This is a genomic window from Pelagimonas sp., from assembly GCF_050633425.1.
Taxonomy (GTDB): domain Bacteria; phylum Pseudomonadota; class Alphaproteobacteria; order Rhodobacterales; family Rhodobacteraceae; genus Pelagimonas.
This window is the reverse complement of sequence record NZ_JBOEGM010000029.1, coordinates 1-25017: the sequence shown is the minus strand read 5'-3', so window position 1 is coordinate 25017 and position 25017 is coordinate 1. Positions and strand designations below refer to the sequence as shown.

General features: G+C 55.4%; 21 protein-coding genes. 8 read left to right on the top strand and 13 right to left on the bottom strand.

Annotation, left to right across the window (positions count from 1 at the left end):
- Nucleotides 1-84: 84 nt before the first annotated feature.
- Genes ACRBB0_RS22270 through ACRBB0_RS22260 form a run of 3 tightly spaced genes read right to left on the bottom strand, consistent with a single transcriptional unit; the run spans nt 85 to nt 2856 of the window.
- Nucleotides 85-765 carry a hypothetical protein gene (locus tag ACRBB0_RS22270; protein WP_431376674.1) on the bottom strand — a complete coding sequence of 227 codons (681 nt, stop codon included), beginning with the start codon at nt 763-765 and terminating at the stop codon, nt 85-87.
- 38 nt (nt 766-803) lie between these two features.
- Nucleotides 804-1436, bottom strand: coding sequence for an SAM-dependent methyltransferase (locus tag ACRBB0_RS22265; protein WP_431376673.1), 633 nt, complete (start codon nt 1434-1436; stop codon nt 804-806).
- Nucleotides 1426-2856 carry an MFS transporter gene (locus tag ACRBB0_RS22260; RefSeq protein ID WP_431376672.1) on the bottom strand — a complete coding sequence of 477 codons (1431 nt, stop codon included), beginning with the start codon at nt 2854-2856 and terminating at the stop codon, nt 1426-1428. Before ACRBB0_RS22260 ends, ACRBB0_RS22265 begins: the two co-directional genes overlap by 11 nt.
- Nucleotides 2857-3580: 724 nt before the next feature.
- Here ACRBB0_RS22260 and ACRBB0_RS22255 point away from each other — a divergent pair.
- Nucleotides 3581-4045 (top strand): RrF2 family transcriptional regulator, encoded by a 465-nt coding sequence (locus ACRBB0_RS22255; protein WP_431376671.1) that lies wholly within the window; start codon nt 3581-3583, stop codon nt 4043-4045.
- 495 nt (nt 4046-4540) lie between these two features.
- On the opposite strand, the gene ACRBB0_RS22250 is transcribed toward ACRBB0_RS22255, so the two are convergent.
- The 7 genes from ACRBB0_RS22250 to ACRBB0_RS22220 all read right to left on the bottom strand — a co-directional run bounded on the left by ACRBB0_RS22250 (nt 4541) and on the right by ACRBB0_RS22220 (nt 14898).
- On the bottom strand, nt 4541-5920 hold the full coding sequence (locus ACRBB0_RS22250) for a DUF1963 domain-containing protein (RefSeq protein WP_431376670.1): 1380 nt from the start codon (nt 5918-5920) through the stop codon (nt 4541-4543).
- A 187-nt stretch (nt 5921-6107) separates the two neighbouring features.
- Nucleotides 6108-7634 (bottom strand): tryptophan 7-halogenase, encoded by a 1527-nt coding sequence (locus ACRBB0_RS22245; protein WP_431376669.1) that lies wholly within the window; start codon nt 7632-7634, stop codon nt 6108-6110.
- The gene (locus ACRBB0_RS22240; protein WP_431376668.1) at nt 7635-9008 is read right to left on the bottom strand and encodes an alpha-glucosidase/alpha-galactosidase; all 1374 of its coding nucleotides are present in this window, start codon (nt 9006-9008) and stop codon (nt 7635-7637) included.
- A gap of 39 nt (nt 9009-9047) precedes the next feature.
- Nucleotides 9048-10658: an ABC transporter ATP-binding protein gene (locus tag ACRBB0_RS22235; RefSeq protein ID WP_431376667.1), complete on the bottom strand. Its 1611-nt coding sequence runs from the start codon at nt 10656-10658 to the stop codon at nt 9048-9050.
- Nucleotides 10651-11775 (bottom strand): ABC transporter permease, encoded by a 1125-nt coding sequence (locus ACRBB0_RS22230; protein WP_431376666.1) that lies wholly within the window; start codon nt 11773-11775, stop codon nt 10651-10653. The genes ACRBB0_RS22235 and ACRBB0_RS22230 overlap by 8 nt, the downstream gene beginning before the upstream one ends.
- 10 nt (nt 11776-11785) lie before the next feature.
- Nucleotides 11786-12799, bottom strand: coding sequence for an ABC transporter permease (locus ACRBB0_RS22225; protein ID WP_431376665.1), 1014 nt, complete (start codon nt 12797-12799; stop codon nt 11786-11788).
- Between the two features lie 71 nt (nt 12800-12870).
- Entirely contained in the window at nt 12871-14898 is a 2028-nt protein-coding gene (locus ACRBB0_RS22220) for an ABC transporter substrate-binding protein (protein WP_431376664.1), read from the bottom strand.
- Nucleotides 14899-15073: 175 nt separating this feature from the next.
- Between ACRBB0_RS22220 and ACRBB0_RS22215 the strand changes: the two genes are divergently transcribed.
- The 3 genes from ACRBB0_RS22215 to ACRBB0_RS22205 are packed head-to-tail and all read left to right on the top strand — an operon-like array spanning nt 15074 to nt 17907.
- Nucleotides 15074-15985 (top strand): helix-turn-helix domain-containing protein, encoded by a 912-nt coding sequence (locus tag ACRBB0_RS22215; RefSeq protein WP_431376663.1) that lies wholly within the window; start codon nt 15074-15076, stop codon nt 15983-15985.
- Between the two features lie 27 nt (nt 15986-16012).
- The gene (locus tag ACRBB0_RS22210) at nt 16013-16177 is read left to right on the top strand and encodes a hypothetical protein (protein ID WP_431376662.1); all 165 of its coding nucleotides are present in this window, start codon (nt 16013-16015) and stop codon (nt 16175-16177) included.
- A 20-nt stretch (nt 16178-16197) separates the two neighbouring features.
- Entirely contained in the window at nt 16198-17907 is a 1710-nt protein-coding gene (locus tag ACRBB0_RS22205) for a thiamine pyrophosphate-requiring protein (RefSeq protein ID WP_431376661.1), read from the top strand.
- A 232-nt stretch (nt 17908-18139) separates the two neighbouring features.
- On the opposite strand, the gene ACRBB0_RS22200 is transcribed toward ACRBB0_RS22205, so the two are convergent.
- Entirely contained in the window at nt 18140-19033 is an 894-nt protein-coding gene (locus tag ACRBB0_RS22200) for a twin-arginine translocation signal domain-containing protein (protein WP_431376660.1), read from the bottom strand.
- Nucleotides 19034-19055: 22 nt separating this feature from the next.
- Nucleotides 19056-19697 (bottom strand): DsbA family protein, encoded by a 642-nt coding sequence (locus ACRBB0_RS22195; protein ID WP_431376659.1) that lies wholly within the window; start codon nt 19695-19697, stop codon nt 19056-19058.
- Nucleotides 19698-19792: 95 nt separating this feature from the next.
- On the opposite strand from ACRBB0_RS22195, the gene ACRBB0_RS22190 reads away from it, so the two are divergent.
- Nucleotides 19793-20680 (top strand): LysR substrate-binding domain-containing protein, encoded by an 888-nt coding sequence (locus tag ACRBB0_RS22190; protein ID WP_431376658.1) that lies wholly within the window; start codon nt 19793-19795, stop codon nt 20678-20680.
- 488 nt (nt 20681-21168) lie between these two features.
- On the opposite strand, the gene ACRBB0_RS22185 is transcribed toward ACRBB0_RS22190, so the two are convergent.
- Nucleotides 21169-21717 carry a hypothetical protein gene (locus ACRBB0_RS22185; protein WP_431376657.1) on the bottom strand — a complete coding sequence of 183 codons (549 nt, stop codon included), beginning with the start codon at nt 21715-21717 and terminating at the stop codon, nt 21169-21171.
- 204 nt (nt 21718-21921) lie between these two features.
- Between ACRBB0_RS22185 and ACRBB0_RS22180 the strand changes: the two genes are divergently transcribed.
- From ACRBB0_RS22180 to ACRBB0_RS22170, 3 genes are all read left to right on the top strand, one after another.
- Nucleotides 21922-23571 carry a winged helix-turn-helix domain-containing protein gene (locus tag ACRBB0_RS22180; RefSeq protein ID WP_431376656.1) on the top strand — a complete coding sequence of 550 codons (1650 nt, stop codon included), beginning with the start codon at nt 21922-21924 and terminating at the stop codon, nt 23569-23571.
- Between the two features lie 222 nt (nt 23572-23793).
- Nucleotides 23794-24057: a hypothetical protein gene (locus tag ACRBB0_RS22175; protein WP_431376655.1), complete on the top strand. Its 264-nt coding sequence runs from the start codon at nt 23794-23796 to the stop codon at nt 24055-24057.
- A 244-nt stretch (nt 24058-24301) separates the two neighbouring features.
- A partial coding sequence (locus ACRBB0_RS22170) for a Glu/Leu/Phe/Val family dehydrogenase (RefSeq protein ID WP_431376654.1) occupies nt 24302-25017 on the top strand: 716 nt, incomplete at its 3' end.

Sequence of the window (25017 nt, the reverse complement as noted above, 5' to 3'; positions counted from 1 at the left end):
GCAATGACACCTGTTTGATGTCAAACAAGCCCGCACCAGTGGGGCGGAGCAGGCTTTGCGTGACTGGTTGTGTGATTTCACCTGTCAATTGTGAGTATGGCCATGATTGTCGGTCTTGTGATGTTCCGAAGCGATTGACGCATCGATGATGGCGTCATTCCACCCGTTGGCAGGAATGGTTCCCAGGAAGAGTGGAGCGCCGTCGGAAACACCAAAGACCGCGGTGTCACCTTCGGCAAGATGCCCGCCCAGGACAAAGGAATACGTGCCCAGATGCGTGACCAGCGCGGTATTTTTATCAGTGCCAGCATTTTCGAGTATAAGCGATGTGAAACCTTGGCGGACCTTTTCAGGATCTGCGCCCCATCCAAACAGCGTGTCGTTGCTCTCAACGTGGCCAAACATCAGGCGGCCGGTTTCGAGTGTCCGGCACATTGGGCTGGCAAGGACATCTCCGATGGGGATGTCCAGAAAACGTATGACCGCGCCATTCTCAATCGCGTTGGCATGTCCGGCAACGGACAGATTGCGTTGACTAGCGCAGTTTTCGACCTGAAACGCTTTGTCGTCAGGTGTGAAGGCATTTGTCCGCTCGTGACGCACAACGAGAACATACCCACCCGCTTTGAGACGCTCAACGAGATCCGCGGTTTCCGGTTTGATGTGTTGGTGGGGTAGCCGGTTCTCTTTGGCGATCAAAGAAGAGGTCGCGAGTGAGACCAAGAGTGCCGAGGCAAACAAGGTTTTGGATGTGAAAGCTGTCATAGCGTGTGTCCTTGGGGTCAAGAGATAGATTTGCAGGGCTACAGGCGTTCTAGTGCAACAACGGCATCCACCACGGTTGCGCTTTGGCCGTCTTTGCCCACGGCAATGCGTTCAATTGGCCCGACATGGATCTGACGCCAGTCCCGAGGGTCCAGCTGCATGTCCGCGAGCCGCGCCAGCGCGTCGGGGTGGTTGGTATCTGGATCGCTCCAGGACCAAGGGGCCAATGTCTGATGGGTCGCCATCAATAACAGGCCGTTTGGACGGACCGCTTGGGCAGCCCGCTGCATAATAGTGCGTCGGGGGAAACGGAAAGGTGTTTGAAGAAACATGCCTGAAACGAGGTCGAAGGTTCCGACAGGAAAGCTCTTTGACAAATCATGTCGTTCAAAACGCGCCCTGTCGGCGACACCATTGCGCGACGCATTCTGCGTTGAAATTTTGATCGCAGCAGCGGCAATATCGACACCTAGGCTCTGCCAACCGTTTTTGGCCAGCCAAACTGCATCGTCGCCTTTCGCACAGCCTAGATCAAGCGCTTGGCCGGTTGGACGATCCTTGGCAAAGGTTTCCAGAATTTGAGACGGCCGCCCCGACGACTCGGATGAGGCGCGGTCATAGATTTCTTGCCAAAATTCCTCGGCCGTTTGGTTTGTTACATCAGGCATCATGTTTACTGTCCTCTTTTATAAGGGTGCGCAGGGTCGCAAAGGTAAGCCCGGCGTAAATTGCAATCGGCAGCAGCAACGATTTTTGAAGGGCCGCAACATAGTGTTCAGCGTTATTTTCTTGTGTCAGGGATGAAAAAAAGATCTGGCCCACGATGGCGATGCTAACGGCAATCCCAATCTGTTGGAGCGCTTGCAGGGCACCAGAGCCGGCCCCGGCATCACTTGGCTCAACGGTGCGCAAAACGGATTGAAACAGCGCAACGTTGGCAGAGCCAACACCGGCCCCAATCAGAAAAAGCGGCCCCCAAAGTGTTAACGGTCCCCCAGAAAAGGGGACAATCCCCCTCAGCGAAATCATTCCAACGAGCAGCGCCACAAACCCAAATAGGATACGCCATTGTAGGTATCGCGGGCTCATTTGGCCTGTCGCCAGGGAGGTAAACATCGCGGCAAGCGGGTGCGCCGCTAAGACGAGTCCTGCTTCAGCTGCCGAAAAACCTAATCCGCTCTGTAGCGTGATGGCCAGCACCACAATCGGTCCTGCAACACCAATGAAAAGACAATTTGTGATGATGAGACCCGATAGAAACCTGCCGTTGCTAAGCAGTTTTACCGGCACCAATTGCATTTCGTTGTTCGTGGCCAATTTCTTCTGACGCTGCCAAAACACCGCAAACAGCAAAACGGACACGAAAAACAAAGCCAGTAGCTCTAACGGCCAGCCCGAGCTGCGCCCCTCGATCAAAGGATAGAGTAAAGCAACTGAACCTGTCGCAAATAGGCCTGCGCCAAACCAGTCAGAGCTCTGTTTTCGTGTCTTCAAATCCCTTGAAACATAAGCAGAGACTCCGACGAAGGAGATCACGCCAAGCGGCAGGTTGATCAGAAAGATCATGCGCCAACCAAGCCCAAACAGGTCCGCCGCGATCAGTGGTCCGCCAATCAGTGGCCCAGCCAAGGCCCCAAGACCACTGACCATCCCAAAGTATCCAATCGCTTTACCTTTCAGGTCGTTGGGAAAAGTGGCGTGGATTATCGCGAGAACTTGAGGCAGCATGATTGCCGCACACATCCCTTTCAATAACCGCGCAACGATCAGAGTTTCCATATTTGGTGCCACGCCACACACCAATGAAGTGGTGACGAATCCGACAATGCCACACAGGAACAACTTGCGCCGTCCAATGGCATCGCCAAAACGGCCAAACGGCAACAAACCGGCTGCAAAAGCCAGAACATAGATCACCAGAACCCACTGCATCGCGGTGTCCGTTGCACCAAATTCCGTCTGTATGGCCGGCAAGGCCAAATTGACGATTGTCGTGTCGAGCAGGTTGATGAAAGCTGCGATGAACAAGAAACCTGCCGCATACCAGTGCCGCTTCTGCGTTCTTGCCGCGTCTGTCGTGAGATGTGTCATGATCCTCTCCGGGGACGGTCGTTAGTGATAAAAGTTGGCAAAACCGCGCATGTTGGTGGCAAAATGTGCATCAAGACGCTGATAATGCTTATATTTTCTTCTGACGGACCGTTCCGGTCATTGGACTTGCGGACGTTCAAGAATTTGCTTTGGGACAACAAGCGCGAGCACAGCGGCCTCGAGATTTCCACTTGGTCTGCACCGAGCTGGATAGTTTGCGCTACGGTCAGGCGGTCTAGGGTATTTCTTGCAACGCCCAAACTGGTGTGGCTGCGACCCAACTTCGTGACCCAAGTCAGCAAAGATTTGTCCGCGAACTCTGTTCCCTTTTGGCGATTTGAAAACCTCCCAAAGCCACCTGCGGCGCACATCGTGAGCCAACGATAGTCATCATCTGAAGGTCTGCGGCCGGTATGGCTCTGCCTGTTGGTCCAAGAGGTCAGAACGCGCGGGTTTTCTGGGTTTCGCCGGCATGAAAATCCCAAGCCTGCGAAAAACGAGGCGTTTCTGGCAAAGCCAATCGTCATTTGGCGTTCCTTTTTCCATTGTGCACAGGTTTGGCAAATGTCGATTTGTTGCGACCTTTTTGCGCGCAACATGTGACGGAAATTAAGTAGGTAACTTTAAAAGTTCTCTATTGTTTCGATCAACACAAGTCAAGAACATTGATTGTTACAAAATGCAGGGCGTGCTAAGGTCATCGGAGAACAAAGTGAGGACCGCCATGCCGCGCGATACCCGAATGTCTCGTCTGCTCCATGTTCTGATTCACATGGATCGACATATTGAACGACCGACATCGGATCAGATTTCCAAGATGCTGGGCACCAATCCAGTGGTGGTGCGTCGAATGCTCTCGGGTTTAAAAAAAGCTGATATCGTGACGGCAGAGAGGGGGCAAAACGGAGGTTGGCAGCTCAAAAAGCCGCTGACACAGATTTCGCTACTAGACGTATACGAAGCAATTGGAGCACCTCCAATTTTTAACATTGGCCCAGGCAGTGATAACCCGGAATGCTTTGTAGAACAGGCTGTTGATGCGCGAATTGGTGCAACTTTTGCCAAAGCCGAAGCGCTGTTGAAAACCCAATTTGCGGAAATTATGGTCGAGAATATCGCGCAGGACTTCGAAGATAAGATGGTGGAATGGGATCAGTCACAAGATGCGACCAAAGGCGATAGTCGCTGACGTTCAGAACAACAGTTTGGTGGTTTCGGCGCCGTTTATGTGTTGAAAAACAGTATTTAACGTAAATTGAGCTGCGTTTTACGCCTGATGATCGGGCTCGGTCGTTTTACAGAGCGAAGGGAGCATCCCATGAATGAACACAAGAAAAACGCGCTTTAGCACCGTGTTGTGTGAATACCCGATCCTGGTCGTGTACTTGGTAGGGAGGCAACTGCTCATACCGATCGGCTACCATATTGCTTTCAAACCGCGAAGCCTTCAGCCGGATTGTGAAAGGCGCTATGGCTTTATCGGGCCCCGTGAAACAACTCTGAAGCGCGCGTGTCATGCGCCTGAGCGGTGATCTCGACCTGCGAGAGGCGGTTTTTACGCCTTGAGGTTCCCCAAATGCAGGGTCAACGAATGTCGTTGTTCATCCAACGCGGTTGCTACCGCGCCTTCGCCGTCGCAAAAGTGGATCAAAGGCCCGCTTTGATGCGCAGAACAAGAACCGGTTTAGACCGCACAATGCCGCACAACCTGACCGCCCTCCAGTTTTCCATTTGCCATGTCGTCACGCGGGCACCAGATTGAGACGCCATAGAAATGTTCGCACAGGGTGCCCAGAAGGGCGTCTTCTTTGATGCTGATCAGGCAATCATGGCCACGGAGATCTTCCCAATTGTTGTCAAAGGGAGGTTCGATGCCAAAGAGCCGGTGCCCACGCCAGCCTGTGGCTTTTTGATCAACGAAGTTACGATAGATTTCCCACTCGGGGTCGGCCGTTTCGGTGCCTAGATTGTCCAGCGTATCTTGTTGTACTTGACGCCATAAGTCCTCGTGCGCGCCTTCCTTGAGGACAGCTGCGATACCCGGTTTCATCTGTTCCGCCAGTGCTGTTCTTTTGGCGAATAGCGCTTTGAGTGCGTTGAGATCAATTGGGGCATTTGCCGGTCTGGACCGGGCCAGATCACGCCAAGCAGTCAGCGCTTCGAGCATTTCTGGCCCTTGGCTGGCAAGTGCTTTTGTATTTGCGATGTCGCTTAACAGATATTTTGCCTGAGGCATCTTCTTGAACCGTGCGTTGAGATCTGCGAGATGCTTTTGGCCCTTGTCCGCAAGCAACGGTTCAACACAGTGTTGCAGTCGCTGCAGAGTAATTTCGACGTCTGCCAAGGCGATCCCCCAGTTGCTTATCCAGCGCTCGGGGCTGGTAAAGTTGTTCGGAATGCCTGCGGGTGGCGAAGAGCGATCATCCTGGAAAGGCACCAGATCAACGCCTCTTTTGATAAAGGTTTGTTCGGGATGGAAGAAACCCATGGTCTTGTCCAATGTGTCCAAATCGTCGGGCACTGGAACAGGACGCGCCTTTTTCATCTCGTCTGCACTGAGAATGCGGCACGTGTAAACGTGATCCGGGGCGTCGTTTGTCCACTGATACGAAAAGAAAACCAGTAGCGCACCTGCGCTGGGAAGGCCGTTGTTACCTGTATTGGACAATGTCGAAAGATCGATTTGAGCCAAAAAATGTTGGCGTACCCCCTTGGTGGTTGATGGCCAAGTAAACTCCTCGGGAGCATGGGGCCTACCCCCAATCCAAGACGTGGGGTTGGCAGGAGGGTTAAATGGAGAGTGCAAAAGCAGTGCCCAGCCGGGGATTTCTTTGGCGCGATCTGCGGCACCGGACAAGGCTTGGTATTCGTCAACATAATCCGCGCCGGTCTTTTCATCCTTGGAGTGAGCAGGGTCCTTGCGACTTCCATTTCTCGATCCCAGTGACGCTTTTTGCTTGGTCACAGCCTGAGTTCGGGTGTCGGAGGCCCTCTTTATCAAGCCGCGGAAAATGATGAAAAATGCGACTATTGCGATTAACGCGGCGACACCTTTTGTGATCATCAGTCGTGCTCTCCAGAACTCGGGCATGAGCTGCCCGTTTGCCGAATTACTTGCAGCCTATTGTGGCACTTGGTTGGCGTTTTCGGGGAATTCCTTTGGGCGACGCCGAGGTATGAACGCCAAACTCTGGGGGCCGGCTGTGATCATCACATCCGATTTGCAAGTCACCCTTTGTACAACAATTCCATCACCTTATGGAAATCTGCTGGAGGTATTTACGATGCCCAATCGCTGCGATCATTGCTGAACGGAATTCGCGGACCATTTTTTCGCGAGTTTTTCGCGCGGCCATACGCTGTTGAGCGGTGGCCTGTATGGCTTTCGCCGGAGCGCGCGGCAGCAAACCAAGTCCGTCGAGAACTGGCAAATAAAGCTGCTCTTCCACATGGGGCAAACCGCCTGGAAAGCTAGGAAAATCCCGCGCCAGCAAGGGGTTTTCCTGCCAATAGGTCAGCCTGTCTTTCGAGATGTCGGACAACCCTGAGCCCGTCATATCGCGCCAAAATGCTGTGTCTGTGCGTCCGCCTGCATAGTGCAGGTTGATGAATTGGGCAAAGTCGTCAATCTGGCACCGCGCCGTGGCATTGTAGCGGTCGCGGTGCGTGGCGGCCTGCGGGCCCATGATTTGATCCAGCCCGATTTTTGTCAAAAGTAGGATTTGCACAAGGCTTCCGTGGATCGAAGTCGCCTCAAGCGGCTCCAGGAAACTTTGCGCCAACCCGATGGCGATGCAATTCCCAACCCAGGCGTCATCCAGCCGACCAGGATCAATTGACAAGACGCCGCGCGGATCAATTGGGTGGCCTAGCGCCGCTTCGACTTCGGCTTGCGCGGCCTCGGTCGTCAGATGGGCGTCGGAGAACACATAACCGCAACCCACACGGTCGGCGACCGGGATGCCCCACATCCAGCCGGACCCAAGCGCGCGGGCCAGTGTGTAGGGGGAAATTTCCTTGTCAGGCAGGTGGGGCAGCCAGAAAGGCATTGCTTTGTTGAGGGGCAGGAAATCCTTGTAGGATGTCCAGCCCGCGCCCATCTTCCCGATGATCGCGCGGCGAAATCCAGTACAGTCGATAACGAGATCGACGGGCAGATCGGGTGCGCTTTTGAGCGCAAGATGCGTGATGTGACCCGTTTCTGTGTCGCGGATCGGAGCGGTGACTTCTGCGCGGATGTGGTCAATGCCGATTGCTCGGGTGGCCAGAAACCGACCCAGCCGAGCTTGATCAAAATGGTAGGCATAATCAAACGGGCTCAGCGCGATCTGATCACCGCCAGGTTTGCGTGCATAGGGTGACTTGCCGGCCCGCATGAGCGCCGTGAACAAATGGAGCGGTGCGATGGGTTTCCCAGCTGCAATTTGGGATTGATGCAGCCAATTGCTTGGTGCCCCCGGCGGCGGCGGAGCAAGCGCGTTGGGATCGTCGATGGGGCCGAAATAACTGCCGCCGTCAGCCCGCCACCCTTGATGGAAAATGCCAAACTTAAAGGTCGCGCCGGTCTCCCGCAGGAAATCCGCCTCGTCGATCCCCAGTTCCCGCATGACTTGACGCAACACCGCAGTCGAGCCTTCACCGACGCCAACGGTGGGAATGTCCGGGGCTTCAATGACCGAAATTCGCACCTTTGGATCGTTTTTTCGAAGCACAAGGGCGGCCAGCCAACCAGCTGTGCCACCCCCGACGACTGCGATATGTGCTGTGTCTTGCGTCACTCAGGCAACCTTTGATGCGCCCTGTAAGCGTGCCCATTCTGGCAACCATTCGCCATGGGCTTCGCGCAAGCGATCAACGAGAGCCCAAATCTGGTCGAGGTCAAGTTCGGCTCCAGTATGGGGGTCCATCATGGCCGCGTGGTAAATGTATTGCGGATCTTCGGCCATGAGTGCCTCGACCACCAGCCCCTGGACTGTGACGTTCGATTGCATCACGGCGGCCAATTGCGGCGGCAAAGCCCCGACAGCCGTGGGTTGGACGCCATTTTTGTCGACAAGACAGGCGACCTCAACGGCGCAGCCATCGGGCAGGTTGGAAATCAAGCCGCGATTGGCGACGTTGCCATGGATCACCGCAGGGGTGCCTGTCCAGATCGCGTTGACAATCTCAGAGGCATATTCATGGCTTTCTGCAATCTCAATCGTGTCCGAGGTTTCCAGCTTGGCGCGTTCTTCGTCCCAATTTGCGATCTGCTCGACACAGCGCTTGGGGTATTCATCCAGCGGAATCTGGAACTTTTCGATGATATCTTCGCGGCCTTCCTTGATGAACCACGGCGTATATTCCGCGAAATGTTCGGAGCTTTCGGTCACGAAATAGCCCAGACGCGTCATCATCTCGTATCGCACGAGGTTGGGGCATCGTGGGTTTTCGTCGTTTGGCTTTGGCATGCTGCCAGAGCGATATCCCTCCAAGAGGGCCGGATACAGATCGCGATAGCTGCCATCGGGCTGGCGGCCTTCGAATTTGGTGAAGAACGCGATGTGATTGATACCGGCGCATTCATAGCGGATGTCGCCAACCGGGATCTCCAGATCACGCGCCAGCTCTTTGGCGGTCCCTTGCACCGAATGGCACAGACCAACCTGTTTGATTTGGGGGTATTTCTTTGCAATCGCCCAAGTGTTGATCGCCATCGGGTTCACATATTGCAGCATGGTCGCATCGGGGCAAACCTCGAGCATGTCATCACAGATCGACCAAAGGTGAGGCACGGTGCGCAGACCCCGCATGATACCGCCCACCCCTAGCGTATCTGCGATGGTCTGACGGAGGCCAAATTCCTTAGGCACGTCAAAATCAGTGATGGTGCAAGGATCATAGCCACCGATTTGGAACGCAACGACGACAAAATGCGCGCCGTCCAAAGCGTCGCGCTGGTTGAGGTGCGTGGTGATCTGAGCACCAGCTTTCAAGGTCGATACCATTTTACCCACCACCGCCTCGGATTCCGCGAGCCGTGTCGGATTAATGTCCATGAGAGCGATATGAGCATTTTTCAGCGCGTCGCGTTGCAACAGGTCGCCCACGATATTGCGCATAAACACGGTCGAACCCGCGCCGATAAAGGTGATCTTGGGAGAGGTCGTCATCTAGGGTATCCTCAAAGGAAGTTCAAATGTTAAGGGGCGTCATGCCACAACTTCAAAGGCGGCAGCGACGAGCCGTTTGGTGTAGTCGGTTTGCGGGTTTACCAGCACCTCTTCAGTCGGCCCTTGCTCCATCACCTGACCGTGCTGCATGACGATCACGTTGTGGCACAGGGCGCGGACGACCTTTAGGTCATGGCTGATGAAGAGATAGCTGAGGTCGCGTTTGCGCCGTAAATCGCGCAATAAATCAATGATTTGCGCCTGAATCGAGAGATCGAGCGCCGATGTCGGTTCGTCCAGCAGGATGAATTCCGGCGACAGGGCAATCGCGCGGGCAATAGCCAAGCGTTGGCGTTGGCCACCCGAAAACTCATGTGGGAACCGGGCCAGTGCGGAATGGGGCATATGTACGTCGTCCAACGCCTGACGGAGGATCGCATCGCGTTCAGCCGCATTCGCACCGATGTTGTTGACCAACAGCCCTTCTTCAAGGATTTGTCGGATTATCATACGCGGGTTCAGCGATGAAAACGGATCTTGAAACACCACCTGAAGGCGCGTGCGATAAGGCTGTAACTCTTTGCGCGACAACTGGTCGATCCGGTCGCCCCGAAAGGTGATCTGGCCCTGGTCAAACACTCCTAGCCGGATCATCGCCATACCAAGGGTGGTTTTTCCTGAGCCGCTTTCCCCAACAATTCCAAGGGTTTCTCCGCGTCGAATTGTGGCTGTAACATTGTCGACGGCCTTCAGCTTGACCCGCTTGGGGTTAAAGAAGCCACCAGATTTGAGCATGAAGCTCACGCCCATATTCCGCCCATCAAGGACCGGTTCGGCATCTGCGGGCAATGGGTCTGGATGGCCTTTGGGCTCGGATGCAATCAGGTGTTGGGTATAGGGGTGTTGCGGACTGGCAAAAACGTCTTGGGTTTTGCCCGTTTCGACAACTTCGCCCTGACGCATGACAACAACCGTGTCTGACACCTGTGACACAACGGTCAGATCATGGGTAATCAGGATCACCGCCATCCGGTGCTTTTTCTGCAAGTGCTTCAACAGAGACAGGATTTCGGCCTGGACCGTCACATCCAGTGCTGTGGTGGGTTCGTCGGCGATCAGCAAATCAGGATTGTTGGCCAGCGCCATGGCAATCATGACGCGCTGGCGCTGGCCACCGGACATCTCGTGGGGGTACTGACTATATCTTTCTTCAGGGTTGGGCAGTTGGACTTCGGTCAACAGGCGAATGACCTCGGCGCGCAGGTCTTTCTTGCTGATTTGGCGGTGGGCGGTGATGATCTCACCCACCTGATCACCGATCTTGTAGACCGGATTCAGGCTGGTCAGTGGTTCCTGAAAGATCATCGAAATCCGGCGGCCGCGGATGTTTTGCAGCTGCAATTCAGACCATTCTGACAGGTCGTCACCGTCAAAGATGATTTTGGTGTTTGGATCGACCATCGCGTTGGGCGCAAGCATGCCCATGATGGCACGAGCAGTGACGGATTTGCCCGAGCCACTTTCGCCCACCACCGCAAGCGTTTCGCCGCGCCGGACTTCGTAGCTGACATTTTTGACCGCGTCAGTCACACCGACCACGGTCTTGAACGACACTTTGGCGTTTTGCACCGAGAGGATGGGATCAGTCATTGGCATAGGGGTCCATTGCGTCGCGCAGGCCATCGCCCAGGGCGTTGAAGGCCAAAACAGAGAGAATGATCATGCCCACCGGCGCAAGAAGCCACGGGGCAGATGCAAGCGATTGGAAATCACGGACCGCGTTCAGCATCACGCCCCAAGACACCAGCGGTTGCTGGATGCCGACGCCAAGGAAAGACAGGAAGCTTTCCAGCAGGATGACCTCTGGCAAAACATAAGTGGCCCAAACGATGATATGGGACGACATATTGGGGATGATGTGGCGCAAGATAATGCGTTTGTCCGAAGCTCCGACAGCCACCGCAGAGCGGACAAATTCAACCGACCGGATCGCGATGACTTTGCCGCGCAATTCCCGCGCCAAGTTGGCCCATTGCAGCAACACAACAATCCCCGCGAACATGATGAACGTGACCATTGGGTCTGCGCGGCGCGGTAAGATGGCCACCAGCGCAAGGTAGAGCGGCAGGTCGGGGAAGGATTTTACAAACTCGATCAGGCGCTGGATGACTGTGTCGACACGCCCCCCAAGATAACCAGATGTCACACCGACCACAGTGCCGATGACACAGGCCGCGGCCATGACCATAAACCCCATCAACAGAGTTATCCTACTGCCATAGAGCATCCGGCTAAATACATCACGACCAAGCCCATCGGTTCCAAGCAAATGGACAGGTGTGCTCTCGGCCCCTCCAAACAGATGGGTTGAAAACTCCATGCCTAAAACACGATACGGATCACCTTCTACGAAAAGCTTGAGCGGTGTCACCTTGTCAAATGATGGCTCGAAGGTGATCTCGAATGTATTCGGATCCATCACCTCTTCAAAGCCAAGCACAAAGGGCCAGGTGAGACCGTCTTGGCCAATCACCTTGATAAGTTGCGGTGGCGAATAGATGGCGTCGCGGTCTTTGGCGGCGGGATCATTGGGGGCCAGAAATGGAGCAAATATGGCCGAGAAAACGATCAGGACGCAGACAATCGCTCCGGTCATTCCATAGCGGTTGCCAAGGAAACGACGCCGCACAAGTTGCCAATAGGATAGCGACGGGCCACTTGCGGCCTCTGCATTCATGCCAAAACTGGGTGAGGGTTGATCGGTCATGACACGTCCCTCAAATTGTGGCTTTGCGGACGCGTGGGTCCAGCAAGGCAAGTGCGATATCAGCGAGCAGGTTGCCGATCACAAGGAGAACCGCGACCAGCAGGAAAATCGCGGCAACAACATACATATCCCGTTCAGAAACCGAGGCGATGATAAGGGGCCCCAGCGTGGGGATGCCAAGAACGATGGCAATCTCAAGCTCGCCTTTGATCATATAATCAAAGCGGGCACCCATGTTCATGATCACCGGGTGCAGTGCGTTTGGCACAGCATGTTTGAACAAAACGCGGCGGCGCGACAGGCCCTTGGCGCGGGCGGTTTCGATGTATTGGGCGTTCATGACGTCCAGCAGGTTTCCCCGCATCATCCGCGTGGTATAGGCCTGCCCGGCCCAGATCGAAATGAAGAGGATCGGCCAGACATGCAGGAACATGTTCCAGAGCTTGGCGAACGACATGCCATCTTGCACTTGGAATTCGGCTGAGTAAAGCGCGCCGAGGTAGGGCGAATGCCACACGAAGGCGAGGAAATAGAGCATGATCAGCGCGACCACGAATTTTGGAATGACGATTCCCATAAAGGCCACAAAAGTCGCCAGTTTATCGCCTAGCCGATATTGGTTGGTGGCCGCATAGATGCCAAGAAAGACACCGATGGCCTGACCAACCACGAGGGTCACCAGTGCAATCCCGATCGAGCGCCACAGGCGCAGGCCAATCACATCAGTCACAGGGCGGGAATGCACAAAGGATTGCCCGAAATCGCCACTGACCACGATATTCTTGATCCAGTACCAGTATTGCACATAAAGCGGTTGATCGAGCCCCAGCTGCGCGCGCAATTCCATGGCCCGAGGCATCAGAGCTTCGCGGCTTTGGCCTGTCATCGACATGGTCCGCCCGATCCACCCGTCAACATAGTCACCAGGTACCGCATTGATGATCAGAAAAGTCGCAATCGAGATGCCGATCAAAAGCGGGATCGTCACCATGATACGGCGCAGGATGAAGATCAGGAATCCCATCTGACAGCCCCTCGTGTTTTGATTGAGTAAAGTGCGCGGCCATGTGTCCATGGCCGCGCGCCCCTTGGTGGTTACTTGTATTCAGCAACCGTGCCAGGGAGGACCTCATCAACCTGCAAGTCTGCAGGTGTCCACAGGCGTTCCCGCATCACACCATCTTCGGCCCATTCGTACATGAACACAGGCGTGCCAGGGTGGGCGTTGCGCACCCGCTTGTTGACCAAAAGCGCCGCGGGGATTTGCACGGTCCCCACATAGTACACGTTCTCGGTCATCAGCTTTTGCATGTCACGGGCCAGCTGCGCGCGTTCACCTGCATCATTGCTGGCGTTGAACGCGTTGTACGCTGTCTCTAGCTCAACTTCGAAGTCCAGACGATCGCCGCCTTTGTTGAAGTTCGGACAATTTGTACCCGCAGGGAAGCTTTCGCAGGTTTCGCGTGTCGGCAAGATCACCGGCAAACGTGTCAGCATCGCTGTGTAGGTGCCACCCGTGCGGTTGGTGTCAAGCGAGGTGCCGTCACCAGACCGCGTCTGGATGCGCAGGCCAACTTCTTCAAGCAGTGAAGCCACGGCTTCGAGTTGCTTGACGTCTGCATTGCGTTCGCCTTCGACCATCACGTCGATGACGATGTCGTCACCGCCGTTTGGAAGGTTGCGAATGCCGTTGCCGTCTGTGTCAGCCAAACCAAGTCCGTCAAGCAGGGCGGCTGCCTTGGCTTGGTCGAATTCTTGGAACACAGAAGAGTTTGCATCGTAGTACGGCGACCCTGTCGCGAAACCCGCCACGTATGGGTAAGCAAACGGACCACGGGCCACAGATTGACCAATCGCGTTGCGATCAAGCGCATGGGACAAGGCCACACGGAAGTCTTTTTCACGGAACAGACCGCGCAGCGCTTTTTCGTAATCGTCTTGTGCCGCAGCTGCGTCAAAGTTCAGCATCAAACGCCAAGACAAAACACGTGGACCAAAGTTGGCCACAACGGGGCTGCTGTCGTCTTGGGATTGCTTCAAAGCTTCGACAAAGTTGCCGGGATCTTCCATGTTGGAAAAGTCGCCCGTGCCCGCCACAGCTTGTGCAGTCCGATCCCCCCAAGTGGAGAGTTTGAAGTGCATCTCGTTGTAGTACGGCAACTGCTGACCGCTTTCGTCCACCTTAAAGTAGTACGGGTTGCGACGCATGATCACCAACTCGTCTGGGCGATGCACAGTCGGCACCCAAGCGCCCAAAACAACAGCAGGCGTGACGTCGTTTGGCATGGAGCCTGTGTAGCTCTCATATGTCGCGTCGGCGTTGTAGGTTGGGTGGTTGGCCTTCAAAATGTGGCTCGGGCCAGGGCACCCTTGGATGTAGGCAAGGCCTTCGAGAACGTTTTCGGACTGTGGCGAGGCAAAGGTGAATTTGAACGTGTAGTCGTCGATCACCTCCATCGTTGTACCCGCGCCGCCGAAAGAATCCGCCGGCATGCGTGATGCGACGCTTTCGTTTTGAACGTTGTCTTCCCACCAAAAACGGATGTCTTCGACGTCGAATGCGTCGCCGTCTGACCACTTAACACCCTGCATCAAATGCATGGTGACTTCGGTGTGGTCTGCATTCCATTCCCAAGACTGTACAAGGTTCGGGAGCGGACCGGTCTGTTCTTCGGCTTTGACCTGCCAACGCGGACCTTGGCGCACGAGGCATTCCTGCATCGCCATGTTGATGCCGCCCCAGCCCTGATGCTGACCCGCCATCCAGTTCCAGCCCTCAGGGCGGCCACCGATCACGTGACGGAATACACCACCATATTCGCCGATGCCGTCAGACATGGCTCCGGTTTTCATGATGATTGGCTCTACTGGAAGGCGCTCTGCGACGGGTGGTAGCGCGCCAGCGTTGACAAGCTCGGTCAGGAATGGCGCTTCGGAATAGCCTTCAAGGCTGCCGTAATCAAAAATGTCGGCTTTTCCGATCAATGTTGATTCAAGACCTGACAAACTGCGTTCTTCGGGCATGTTTTGCGCCTGAGCGCCAGACATCATCGCGGCCACCATCGCGGCGGTCGCGACGCCGGTCAAAACCGCGCCACGTCCTGCGTTAAAAGGTTTGAGCACGTTTTCTCCTCCCATAAACGTGAAATGTGAGGGGTAGTAGACGGGGCGCAAAGGTCAATGTCTTCCGAGATTGCGATGACAACTTCCGGAAAATCACACTCTAAGTGGCTTTTTGAATTGCGGAATGATAAGGTACAGATAGATTTTAAGTGATCAATTTTTGGGAGCTTTGCAAATGTCCCCCCCGTCGCGCGCGCCCCATCTGGTCGATGTCGTCTCTCACGGTCAGGCGGTTTACCTTGAACACCATGTGCCCGTGATCGAAAATGACCCCTACCACACGCACCCCTCGATTGAGATCAATTACCTGCGTGGGTGCGAAATGACTTACTCTTTTTCCGGCCATGAAATCACCATCCCACAAGAAAGGATTTGTCTCTTCTGGGCCGCCTATCCGCATCGTCCTATCGCTCTGTCAGGTGCGGGCGAAATCACCAACGCCTATATTTCCCTACAGCAATTCCTGGACTTTGCGGTCTCAAGCGATTTGAAAAATGATATTCTTGGCGGGTCGATCCTTTGTGCCAAGACCAACAGCGCCTCGGACCGCGCCCTGATGGATCGTCTGTCACATGAGATCAACAACGCCGACGAAAAGTGGCAAATCCTGCACAGATTAGAGGTTCAAACGCGTCTGGTCCGGTTGGACACCGAAGGCTGGGACATCATCGGCCAGCCCCGTCCACGGATAGGGCGTCACCAAATCGGCGGGGGGGCCGTCGCCCATTTCGACAAAATGCTCAGGTTTATCGCGTTGAACGCCTTTGAACCGATTTCGGTTCTGGATGTGGCCAATTCGGCGGGGATTTCTACAAACTATGCCATCACGCTCTTTCGCAAGATGTTGGGGATGACGGTCAAAGCCTACATTACGGATTTACGTATTCACCACGCCAAGATGATGTTGACGGAAACCAGCGCCAAGATCCTGACGGTTTCTTTGGATTGCGGATTCGCCTCTTTGTCTTCCTTCTATGACGCCTTTGCGAATGCGACGGGGATGTCTCCTTCGCAGTTTAGAAAAAATGGCGCGACACCAAGCAGTGATCAGGAATTTACGGAAAAATTCGCAGCCCCGTTTCGTTAGGATCGGAACCGGCCATTTGAGTGATCAATGCCCCGACGATCACAGGCGACACACACAGGCGAAACACAGATGCCATTTGGCGATGTGAAAGACAGTGGCTATGGTCAAATCGGGCGCTCTGCCGCTGTCCATGACTTCACAGGTTTGCCTTGGATCACCAACGAAGTTTCGAACCAAGATGACCCCATTTGACGATCCCTAAGGAGACGACCATGACCAAAGACGGTGATGCGATGACAGCGGGCGGTGCCATTTTTACCAAGCTAAAAGCGCTGGGTGTGGACTATGTCTTTGCCAATTCGGGCACGGATTTTCCGCCGATTGTCGAAGGTCTGGCCGAGGCCGCACACAAAGGTATTTCTTTGCCAGAACCCATCATCATTCCTCACGAACACGCGGCAATGGGCATGGCGATGGGGTATTATGAAATCTCTGGGCGGTGTCAGGCGGTGATGTTGCACACCAATGTCGGCCTGTCCAACGGCGCAACAGGGGCGATCAATGCGGCCTGCGAACATGTGCCGGTGTTGTTGATGTCCGGGCGGACACCTGTGACCGAAGAGACCCGGTTTGGCGCACGGACCGTACCGATTGGCTGGGGGCAAGAAATGCGCGACCAGTCGGCCTTGGTCCGCGAAGCGTGTAAATGGGAATATGAATTGAAGTTCCCTGAACAGGTTTTCGGTGCGTTGGACCGGGCTTTTGCCGTGGCCAATTCGACCCCCAAAGGCCCTGTCTATTTGTCGCTTCCACGCGAAACGCTCTGTGAAGAAATTCCCAACGCGGGGGCAGGCGCGCTCACTACGATGCAGCCCGCGAGAACCAGTGCGGTGCGACGTGATATCGACCGTGCGGCATCAAAGCTGGCGGCTGCCAAACGGCCCTTGGTGATCGCGCAACGCGGGTCAGGGGATGCGCAAAGCTTTGATTTGTTTTCCAAATGGGCCGAGGATTGGGGCATTGCAGTGTGTTCGTGGTGGGCGACACACCTCGCCATCGATACCGATCACCCGTGCCATATTGGGCAAGATCCCGGTCCGTGGATGGCCGAGGCCGATGTGGTTGTTGTGTTGGATTCTCTGGCCCCGTGGTGGCCCGACAAACATAAATTGGCCGAGTGTGCCTTTGTGATCCACATCGGACCAGACCCGCTGTTTAGCCGCTTTCCCATTCGCAATTTCCAATCCGATCTGTCGATTGCAGGCGAAAACGCGGACACGATCCCAGCGCTTGTGGCTGCGATGAATAAGCTTGATCGCAATGAGGACATGATCGCCAAACGCCGCAGCTATGTTGGCCAGAAAGCCCAAGCCGAACGCGACCGTTTGGTTGTTGAGGCTACGTCCTCCACCGCCAAAGGCATCACCAAACAATGGGTGAGCCAATGTCTGGGCGAGGCGCTGCGGGGCGTGACATCGACGGTTTATTGCGAATTGGGGGTGAAGCTTGGTTCGATTGAGCGCAAGGGGCACAATTCGTGGTTCCAAGAACCGCATTCGGGTGGGCTTGGCTGGGGGTTCCCGGCCGCTTTGGGCGCCCAACTGGCCGATCGCGACCGCATTGTCGTGGCGACCATGGGCGACGGGTCTTATATCTTTTCGAACCCGACTGCGTGCCATCAGATCGCCGAAGCCTTGGAATTGCCGGTGCTTGTGATCGTGTTGAACAACCACGAATGGGGCGCCGTGCGTCAATCCGTTGTGGGCACCTATCCCGATGGCTACGCATCCAAGGCCAACGAGGTGCCTTTGACCTCACTTAATCCGTCGCCTGATTTTGTGCGCGTCGCCCAAGCCAGCCGCGCTTGGACGCGCAAAGTTGATCGGCCCGAAGACGTCCCCACAGCGATCAAAGACGCGCTGGACGCTGTGTCAGATCGCAAACAACACGCGCTGCTGGAAATCACCGTTTTAAAGGACTGATCCGTTTCGATCCGGCCTTAGTTTTGAAAGGGATTTTTGCAGCGGCCAGTTCTTTTCCGCCCCTAAACAAAACACTCAATGGCCCGAAGCAACAACGATCCGATAGCGGTTCCATAGGTTCGCCGGGGCAGCCTAACTAAAAAAGCACGATCAAGACGTGCTTGATCGTGCTTGTGCAGTGATGGTTTTGAATTCCACCCCGGATGAACCCGAGGGCGGGGTCGCTCTTAGGTTAGCCCCACTTCATCTCGCCTGTTAGAACCTTGGATCCGATGGCCAAGGCGACGCCCATGCCCAGATCGGGATAGCGCGCTGTCATCGCGGCGGCCAGTTCTTGGGAGCTTGTGGCCTTCTCAAGTTCTTCTTCGATGGCCAGCAGATAGGCCTTGGTGAACTGGACCGCTTCAAGACCCATCGGTGCCTCGGCTGTCATGTGACCAGGCACAACGACCTGAGGCGCGCGTGCAATGATGGCGTCCAAATTGGCAATCCAAGCGGCGCGCTCTTCTTTGGTTTGCGTGTCTGCGACCCAAACATGGGTGCCCGAGAAGGTCATCACACCGCCAAAGACAGCCTGCAGGTCTTCGCTCCAAATGTAGCGCCGATTGGCCAAACCTGTCGCAGGAACGATGTCGAGCACATAGCCGTCTACGCTCAGGGTTGCGCTGTCGTCGGCCTCGGCCATGACCACATCCTCAACCGATTGCGGGCCGTTTTCGCCTAGCTGCGGCCCCCATGTTTCAACCTTCTTGGCAACATTTGCGTTGATCGCAGCCACGGTTTCACTGGCCGCAATGACGCGCGCCTCGGGGAAGGCCTCAACGATTGGACGCAGGCTAAAGTAGAAATCAGGGTCGCTTTGGCTGACGTAAATGGTGGTCAACGTTTTGCCGGTGGCTTTGATCGCATCGGCAAGGGCTTGGCCGTCTGGCAGGGTAAATCCGCCGTCGATCAAGACTGCTTCGGTCGGGCCGGAGACCAAGACAGGGGCGCGGTAAAAGCCGTTTTCACCGGCTGGAAAGTGGGTCCAGCTGAGGCCGTCGTCGCTTGCGAATGACGTGTTGGGGGCCATGAGGGCCGCGACGCCAGCGGCTGCGGTCATTTTGAGGGCTGTTCTACGGTTCATTTTTGGAATCCTTGTGAAGGGGTTAGGCCAGCTTAAGAGCGGCCAAGATGGCGTCGGGGCCGGAATACAGGGCGCTGGCATCAAGAATGCTCAGCTCACCGTTGATGGTTGCGATCAGAGACGGAACGCCTTGCAATCCGTAGGCGTTCATCACATCGCGGGCCGCGTTGGTTTGGGTGGTCACCTGCTGCAATAGCGCCTCATCCAAGGCCACCAGACGCGCGCTGGCTTCGGTCAGGCCCAGATCGGTCAAAAGACCTGCAACAACAGGGGCCGAGGTCACGTCTTTGCCGCCGTAATAACGGGCGGATTGAATGGCGACGAGCGCGTCGATCACGCGATCAGGGGCGCTTGCGGAAACGGCTGTCACGGCGCGTGTTGCAACCGTTGAATCCAACAGGGCATCTTCTGCGCCAAGCACCTTGGTGCGATAGTCTTCGCTAAAGGGTTGGCCGCTAAGAGCGCCGATGCGTTGATCCATGGCCCAAGCCTGAGCGGCAAAGCTTTTCATCGGGCGGGCCCCGGTGCCTGCAAACAGGCCGGTGGCCATGGGCTGCAGGTCGATTGCGGGGTGTTTGGCCAACGCCTTGATCGAGCCAGAGGCACCATAGCACCAGCCACACAATGGATCGAAGAGGTATTGCAAAGTTACTGTCTGTGTCATGTGTTGTCTCCTTGGGGGGTATATGCGCCTCTTGATTGCCGATGATAAGACAAACGATTTTGACATACTGTTCGCCAAAAGCTATCAGTTGGAGCATGTCAAAAGCACGCAATCTAAACAGGCTGGCCTATTTCGCGGCGGTGGTTGAAACGGGGTCTTTTACTCGGGCCGCTGACCGGCTGGGGGTGACCAAAGCGGTTGTCAGCGCACAAGTGACCCAATTGGAACTTGAGCTGAAAACAACCCTGTTGGTGCGCAACACACGCAAGGTCAGCGCGACCGAAGCAGGTCAGGCGTTTTACACCCGCTGCGCCGCGATCCTTCACGATGCGGATGATGCATTTGGCGAATTGGCGCAACTATCAGACCGGCCCTTGGGCACCCTGCGCATGACTGCGCCGCATGACTATGGCACCGTCATAGTGACACCTGTGGTCGCCGCGTTTCGGCGCAAATACCCGGAATGTAAGGTTGAGTTGCATCTCGGTGATAGCCACAGCGATCTGATGTCAGGTGATCTTGATTTGGCCATTCGGGTGGGATGGTTGCGCGATTCCGGCCTGATGGCCCGCAAAATAGGCGGGTTTCAACAGCTTTTGGTAGGTGCGAGCAAGGTCGAGGCTCAGTTTGACACGATCACACACCCCAATGATCTGAAGGCGCTCGATTTCATTGCAAACATGTCCCTGTCAGACCCCTTACAATGGGTGTTTGAAAACGAGGCCAAACAAAGCGCCCCTGTGAAATTGGAAAATGCGCTGTCGATCGACAGTGGCCCTGCGATTTTGGAAGCTGTCAAAGGCGGGGCAGGGGTCGCGATATTGCCCGACTTTCTGGTGCGCCGGGATCTGCAAAACAACGTCCTGACACGGATTTTGCCGCAATGGACCCTGCCCGAAGGGGGCATATTTGCCGTCTACCCCGCATCAAAATTCCGCCCCATCAAAGTATCCGCCTTTGTCGACATGTTGCGCAACGCGTAAGCCAGATGGATGCAAAATACACCCGCCGCGATGAACCCCTTGGCTTGGGCAAATAAAAGAGGATCATCGGAACCAAAACCAACGCCGCAGGGCGGTTTGTGACGATCAACCATATCATGCTTGGATGCGATGGTCGGCTTCTGGGGGCTACGCCGGCTCGCCACCATTCGCCGTCACTTTTCATTTACTAACGGCAACACGGGCGCGATTTGGCACTCATGAATGCCGGATTGATGAACTAGGCAGAGGATGTTGGGCTTGTCTGGCCGCTCACAGCTTGCGCTGTTGGCAAATATGCGCGGGGTTCCCCCGGCTTGTTGGCAATCGGTTTCGAATTGAGCGATGCTATAAGATGTCGTGATGTCGGCTGAAACTGCATGACCTAATATTGTGCTCACCACGAACAAAACTCTCATGCTGACCATGACACTCTCCTTCGATTTTGGGGGTCGGTGCGGGTTGGGCCGACCTGCGCCAGCCCAATCTCTTTATCGGTGGCAGTGCCAGGAATAGGGGTCACTGCGTTTGACATAGGATGCTTTGGGCAATCCGTGTTGTTCCCGACAAGCGGTGCTGACGGAAATTCCCCAACGGTTGTGTTGGCCGTGCGCGCAAACCCAATCAAGGGCAGTGGAGCCAACAAGCTTTGCGCGTGCTCCGTGACCAAAATGTTTGACGCAGTATCTGGTCAGGTCGACGCCGACACGCTTTGGCGTTGGCAACGGTTTGTAGCAATACCATGAATAAGGGTCGCCTTTGGCGCGATAAGCGGCCTTGGGCAGCCCGAATTGATCCTTGCAGGCCTGGCTCACCAAGATGCCCCAGGTTTGCGCGGCGTTTTTGTAGCACTGCCAGCCCAAGGCAGAATACTGGGTCAAACGCGCTTCGGCCCCGTAATGGCGCTGGCAATATTTGCCCAGATCCGGGGTTTCCTGAACGATCGGTAACGGGCTGGCCATGGCCGAGGTCGATAGGCTCAGAGCGAGTGTTGCGGCGCTGGTGAAAGCTGTGGTTGCGGTGCGAATGGCGTGTTTCATAACGTGTCCTTCCAAGGAGTGTGACTGGCCGAGGGGCCTGTTTGATGCGGTGTTCGATGCATCCGTTTTCCGCCAATCGGGGCTGAAATGTCCTGAAACCACCTCTGAAATCACCCGAAAAAGGGCCTGTTCAGGCTGAAAAACCAGTGAAATTTCGCAGTTTATGTGCAAACTTGCCAAGTTGGTCCATTGAAAGGGTGTTTGGTGTCAGACAAAACCGCAGAAATCTATTTCGACTCTCAGACACGCAGCTTGCGGCGGCCTGAGGGCGATCCCGTGGTGTTGCGGGCCAAAAGTTTCTCGGTGTTTTTAGCTTTGGCAAAAAACCATCCTGATCCGATCTCAAAAGAACAATTGATCGAGGACGTTTGGGGGCAGGTGGCCGTCTCTGATGACAGTATCACCCAGTGCATTGCCGATGTTCGGCGCGCCTTGGGCGACAAGGCACATGCGTTGGTGCAAACCAATCCCGGCATTGGCTATCGCTTGACGGTGCCCGCCGTGAGCGAAGGTGCCACACAAAGCACCCCTGCGCCCGCGACAACCGCGCCCAATTGGTGGGTCTGGCTGTCATCACTGGCTGTTTTGGGGGTGATCGCCGGGGCTTTTCTGACTTGGTTTTATTGGATGACGCCAACACGCCCTCCAAACATCGCCGAGGCCAAACCGGCCGTGGCAGTTCTGACATTCGACACGCTTGGTCATGATCCGGACATGACCATTTTCGCGCAAGCGCTGCGCAATGACGTCGTGGTCGCCCTCAGCGCGCTTGAGACTGTGTCGGTTTTATCGCCGTCGATTTTGAACGCGACCAGCGCGCCAAGTGAAACGCCGGTCCAAGCCTATGCCGCCAAGGGCGCAGATTATGTGGTCGGGGGGACCATTCAAGCATCCGACGCCGGTGTGCGGGTGTCGGCGCATTTGATTGACACAGCCAACAGCAAGATAACTTGGGTGCGGCGTTGGGAGAACGCTGATCGGGATTTGATCTCATTGCAAGATGATGTGGGTCAGGCTCTCGCCGTTGAACTTGCAAACCCTTGGTCGGGGCAGCTGACAGGATTGGGCGCTGACGCAGGCGCGCCGGGAAATGCCGAGACCTTATCCGCCGGTGAACACATCCGTCTTGGGGTTGCTCTCTTTCATGCCTATCATGGTCAAGCCTTGACCAAGGCAGAACAACATTTCCGCAAAGCGTTGGAAATCGACGCTCAGAATGCCGAAGCCTGGGCGGGTTTGTCCTTTGTTCTGGGCGCAATGCTTCCGCTGGCCAATGGTACCGACATCAAAGCGATCAGGGATGCGCGCGCCAATAGTGGCCGTCAGGCGTATCATCTGGGCCAAGGGTCAGGTCGTAGTTTGCTCGCGGGGAGTTGGACCGCGGCCCTGCGCGGAAACGAAACCGAAAAGCGCAGACGCCTGTTGGAAGCCGCGGACAAGCTGGCCGGCGATGCGGATGCCTTGGCCTTGGCCTCGCTCCAAGGCGCATTGACCACCGAGTTAACCTCAGAGGCCATTCTTTGGGGTGAGCAAGCCCTGTCGCTGAACAGCCAAGCCGCGCCTTGGTATCATTTGGGGCCCGGCATCGGGTATTTTTTCAACGGTGATCACGCTCAGGCCATATCCCATCTGGAAAAAGCGCCCCAAGACCACCCATCGTCTTTGCTGTTTTTGGCGGCGGCTTTTGCGCAACAAAACGACCCTGAGCAAGCTGCGCGCGCTTTGGCCCAGTTGCGCATGTTGCATCATGACGTGTCGATTGATCGTTTTTTGGCGGCTGAGCTGTTGTCTCCGGCGAGCAAAGCCGAAACCCTGCGCGGTCTTTTGTCGAATGCGGAACAGGGGGAGAAGTAAACCAGCCCCTGCGCACCTTTGAAAATCGGGCATTAAACACGACGCCAGGTGATCCAAAACGCAACTTCGCCTAGGTTGTCATTCAAACACACGTAATCTCAGGGAAATTACAGGGTGATTTCCGGTCATTTCATTCGATTTCAAGCCCGGTTTCAGGACATTTCAGACACCCTTAACGCAAAAACTATTCATCGATCCACAAACCAAAAAGGAAATGATCCGATGAATACTTTTCAGAAAACATGCATGTTCGGTGCCTTCATTATGACGTTGGCAGGCACCGCAAGCGCCGACATTATCAAGATCGACACAGGCGGCACAATCAAGGTCGGCGATTACGAAACCGTCTGCGATAAGAAGCCCAAAGCCTGTGGTGATCATGTGAAACTGCCACCTCGGCCCAAACCAAAGCCACAGCCAAAACCACGTCAGGCCAATAGCTTTGGGGCCACATTAGCGCCAGTCTTCGGTCTTGCATTTCGCTAAGTGACATCGCGGCGACGGTTCAGAAAACTGTCGCCGCTTTTATGTGGAGCCGGTGCGCCGTCGCAAACGTTATCCGGTAATGAGGATTATGTAAAATACCTCCTACGGAGTTCTACCCCCTTTGCAGTGACGCGCACCGGAAACTGCAAATCCCACATCAACCATGCGATATCTGCATTGGACAGTTTGGGGCCGTTGCGGCTTTAGGTGCGAAAACACCAATATCAACAGGACCAACGTTGCAATGCCCAACCAAAACTTCCTCGTAAGCGTAGAACGCTTTATCGACACTGCCGCCGCCAATGTCGATTTGCCTGATGGGCTTGCTGAACGGATTGCGCAGTGCAATTCAACATATGCGGTGCGTTTTGGTGTCAAACTGCGCGGCCGGATCCATAGCTTTCAGGGCTGGCGTTCGGTGCACAGCGAACACATCGAGCCGGTCAAAGGCGGCATTCGTTATGCGCCCGATGCGTCCCAGGACGAAGTCGAAGCATTGGCGACGTTGATGAGTCTGAAATGCGCGTTGGTCAATATCCCGTTCGGCGGGTCCAAAGGTGCGCTGCAAATCAACCCCGCCGATTGGAGCGAGGATGAACTTGAACACATCACCCGCCGTTTCACCCAAGAATTGGCGCGCCGTGATCTCATCCATCCCGGTCGTAACGTTCCCGCTCCTGACATGGGCACAGGAGAGCGTGAAATGGCCTGGATGGCGGATGAATATCGCAAAATCGGCACGTCCGATGCGATCAATCAAAACGCCTGTGTGACCGGCAAACCGGTTGTGCGTGGCGGTATCGAAGGCCGTGTCGAAGCCACTGGGCGCGGTGTGCAATATGCGTTGAATTCATACCTCGCTCACCCTGACACCGCTCCGATTTCCGGCCAGAAAACAGTCGACGGATTGACTGTTGTCGTGCAGGGTTTCGGCAATGTTGGGGTCTGTTCCGGCTGGGG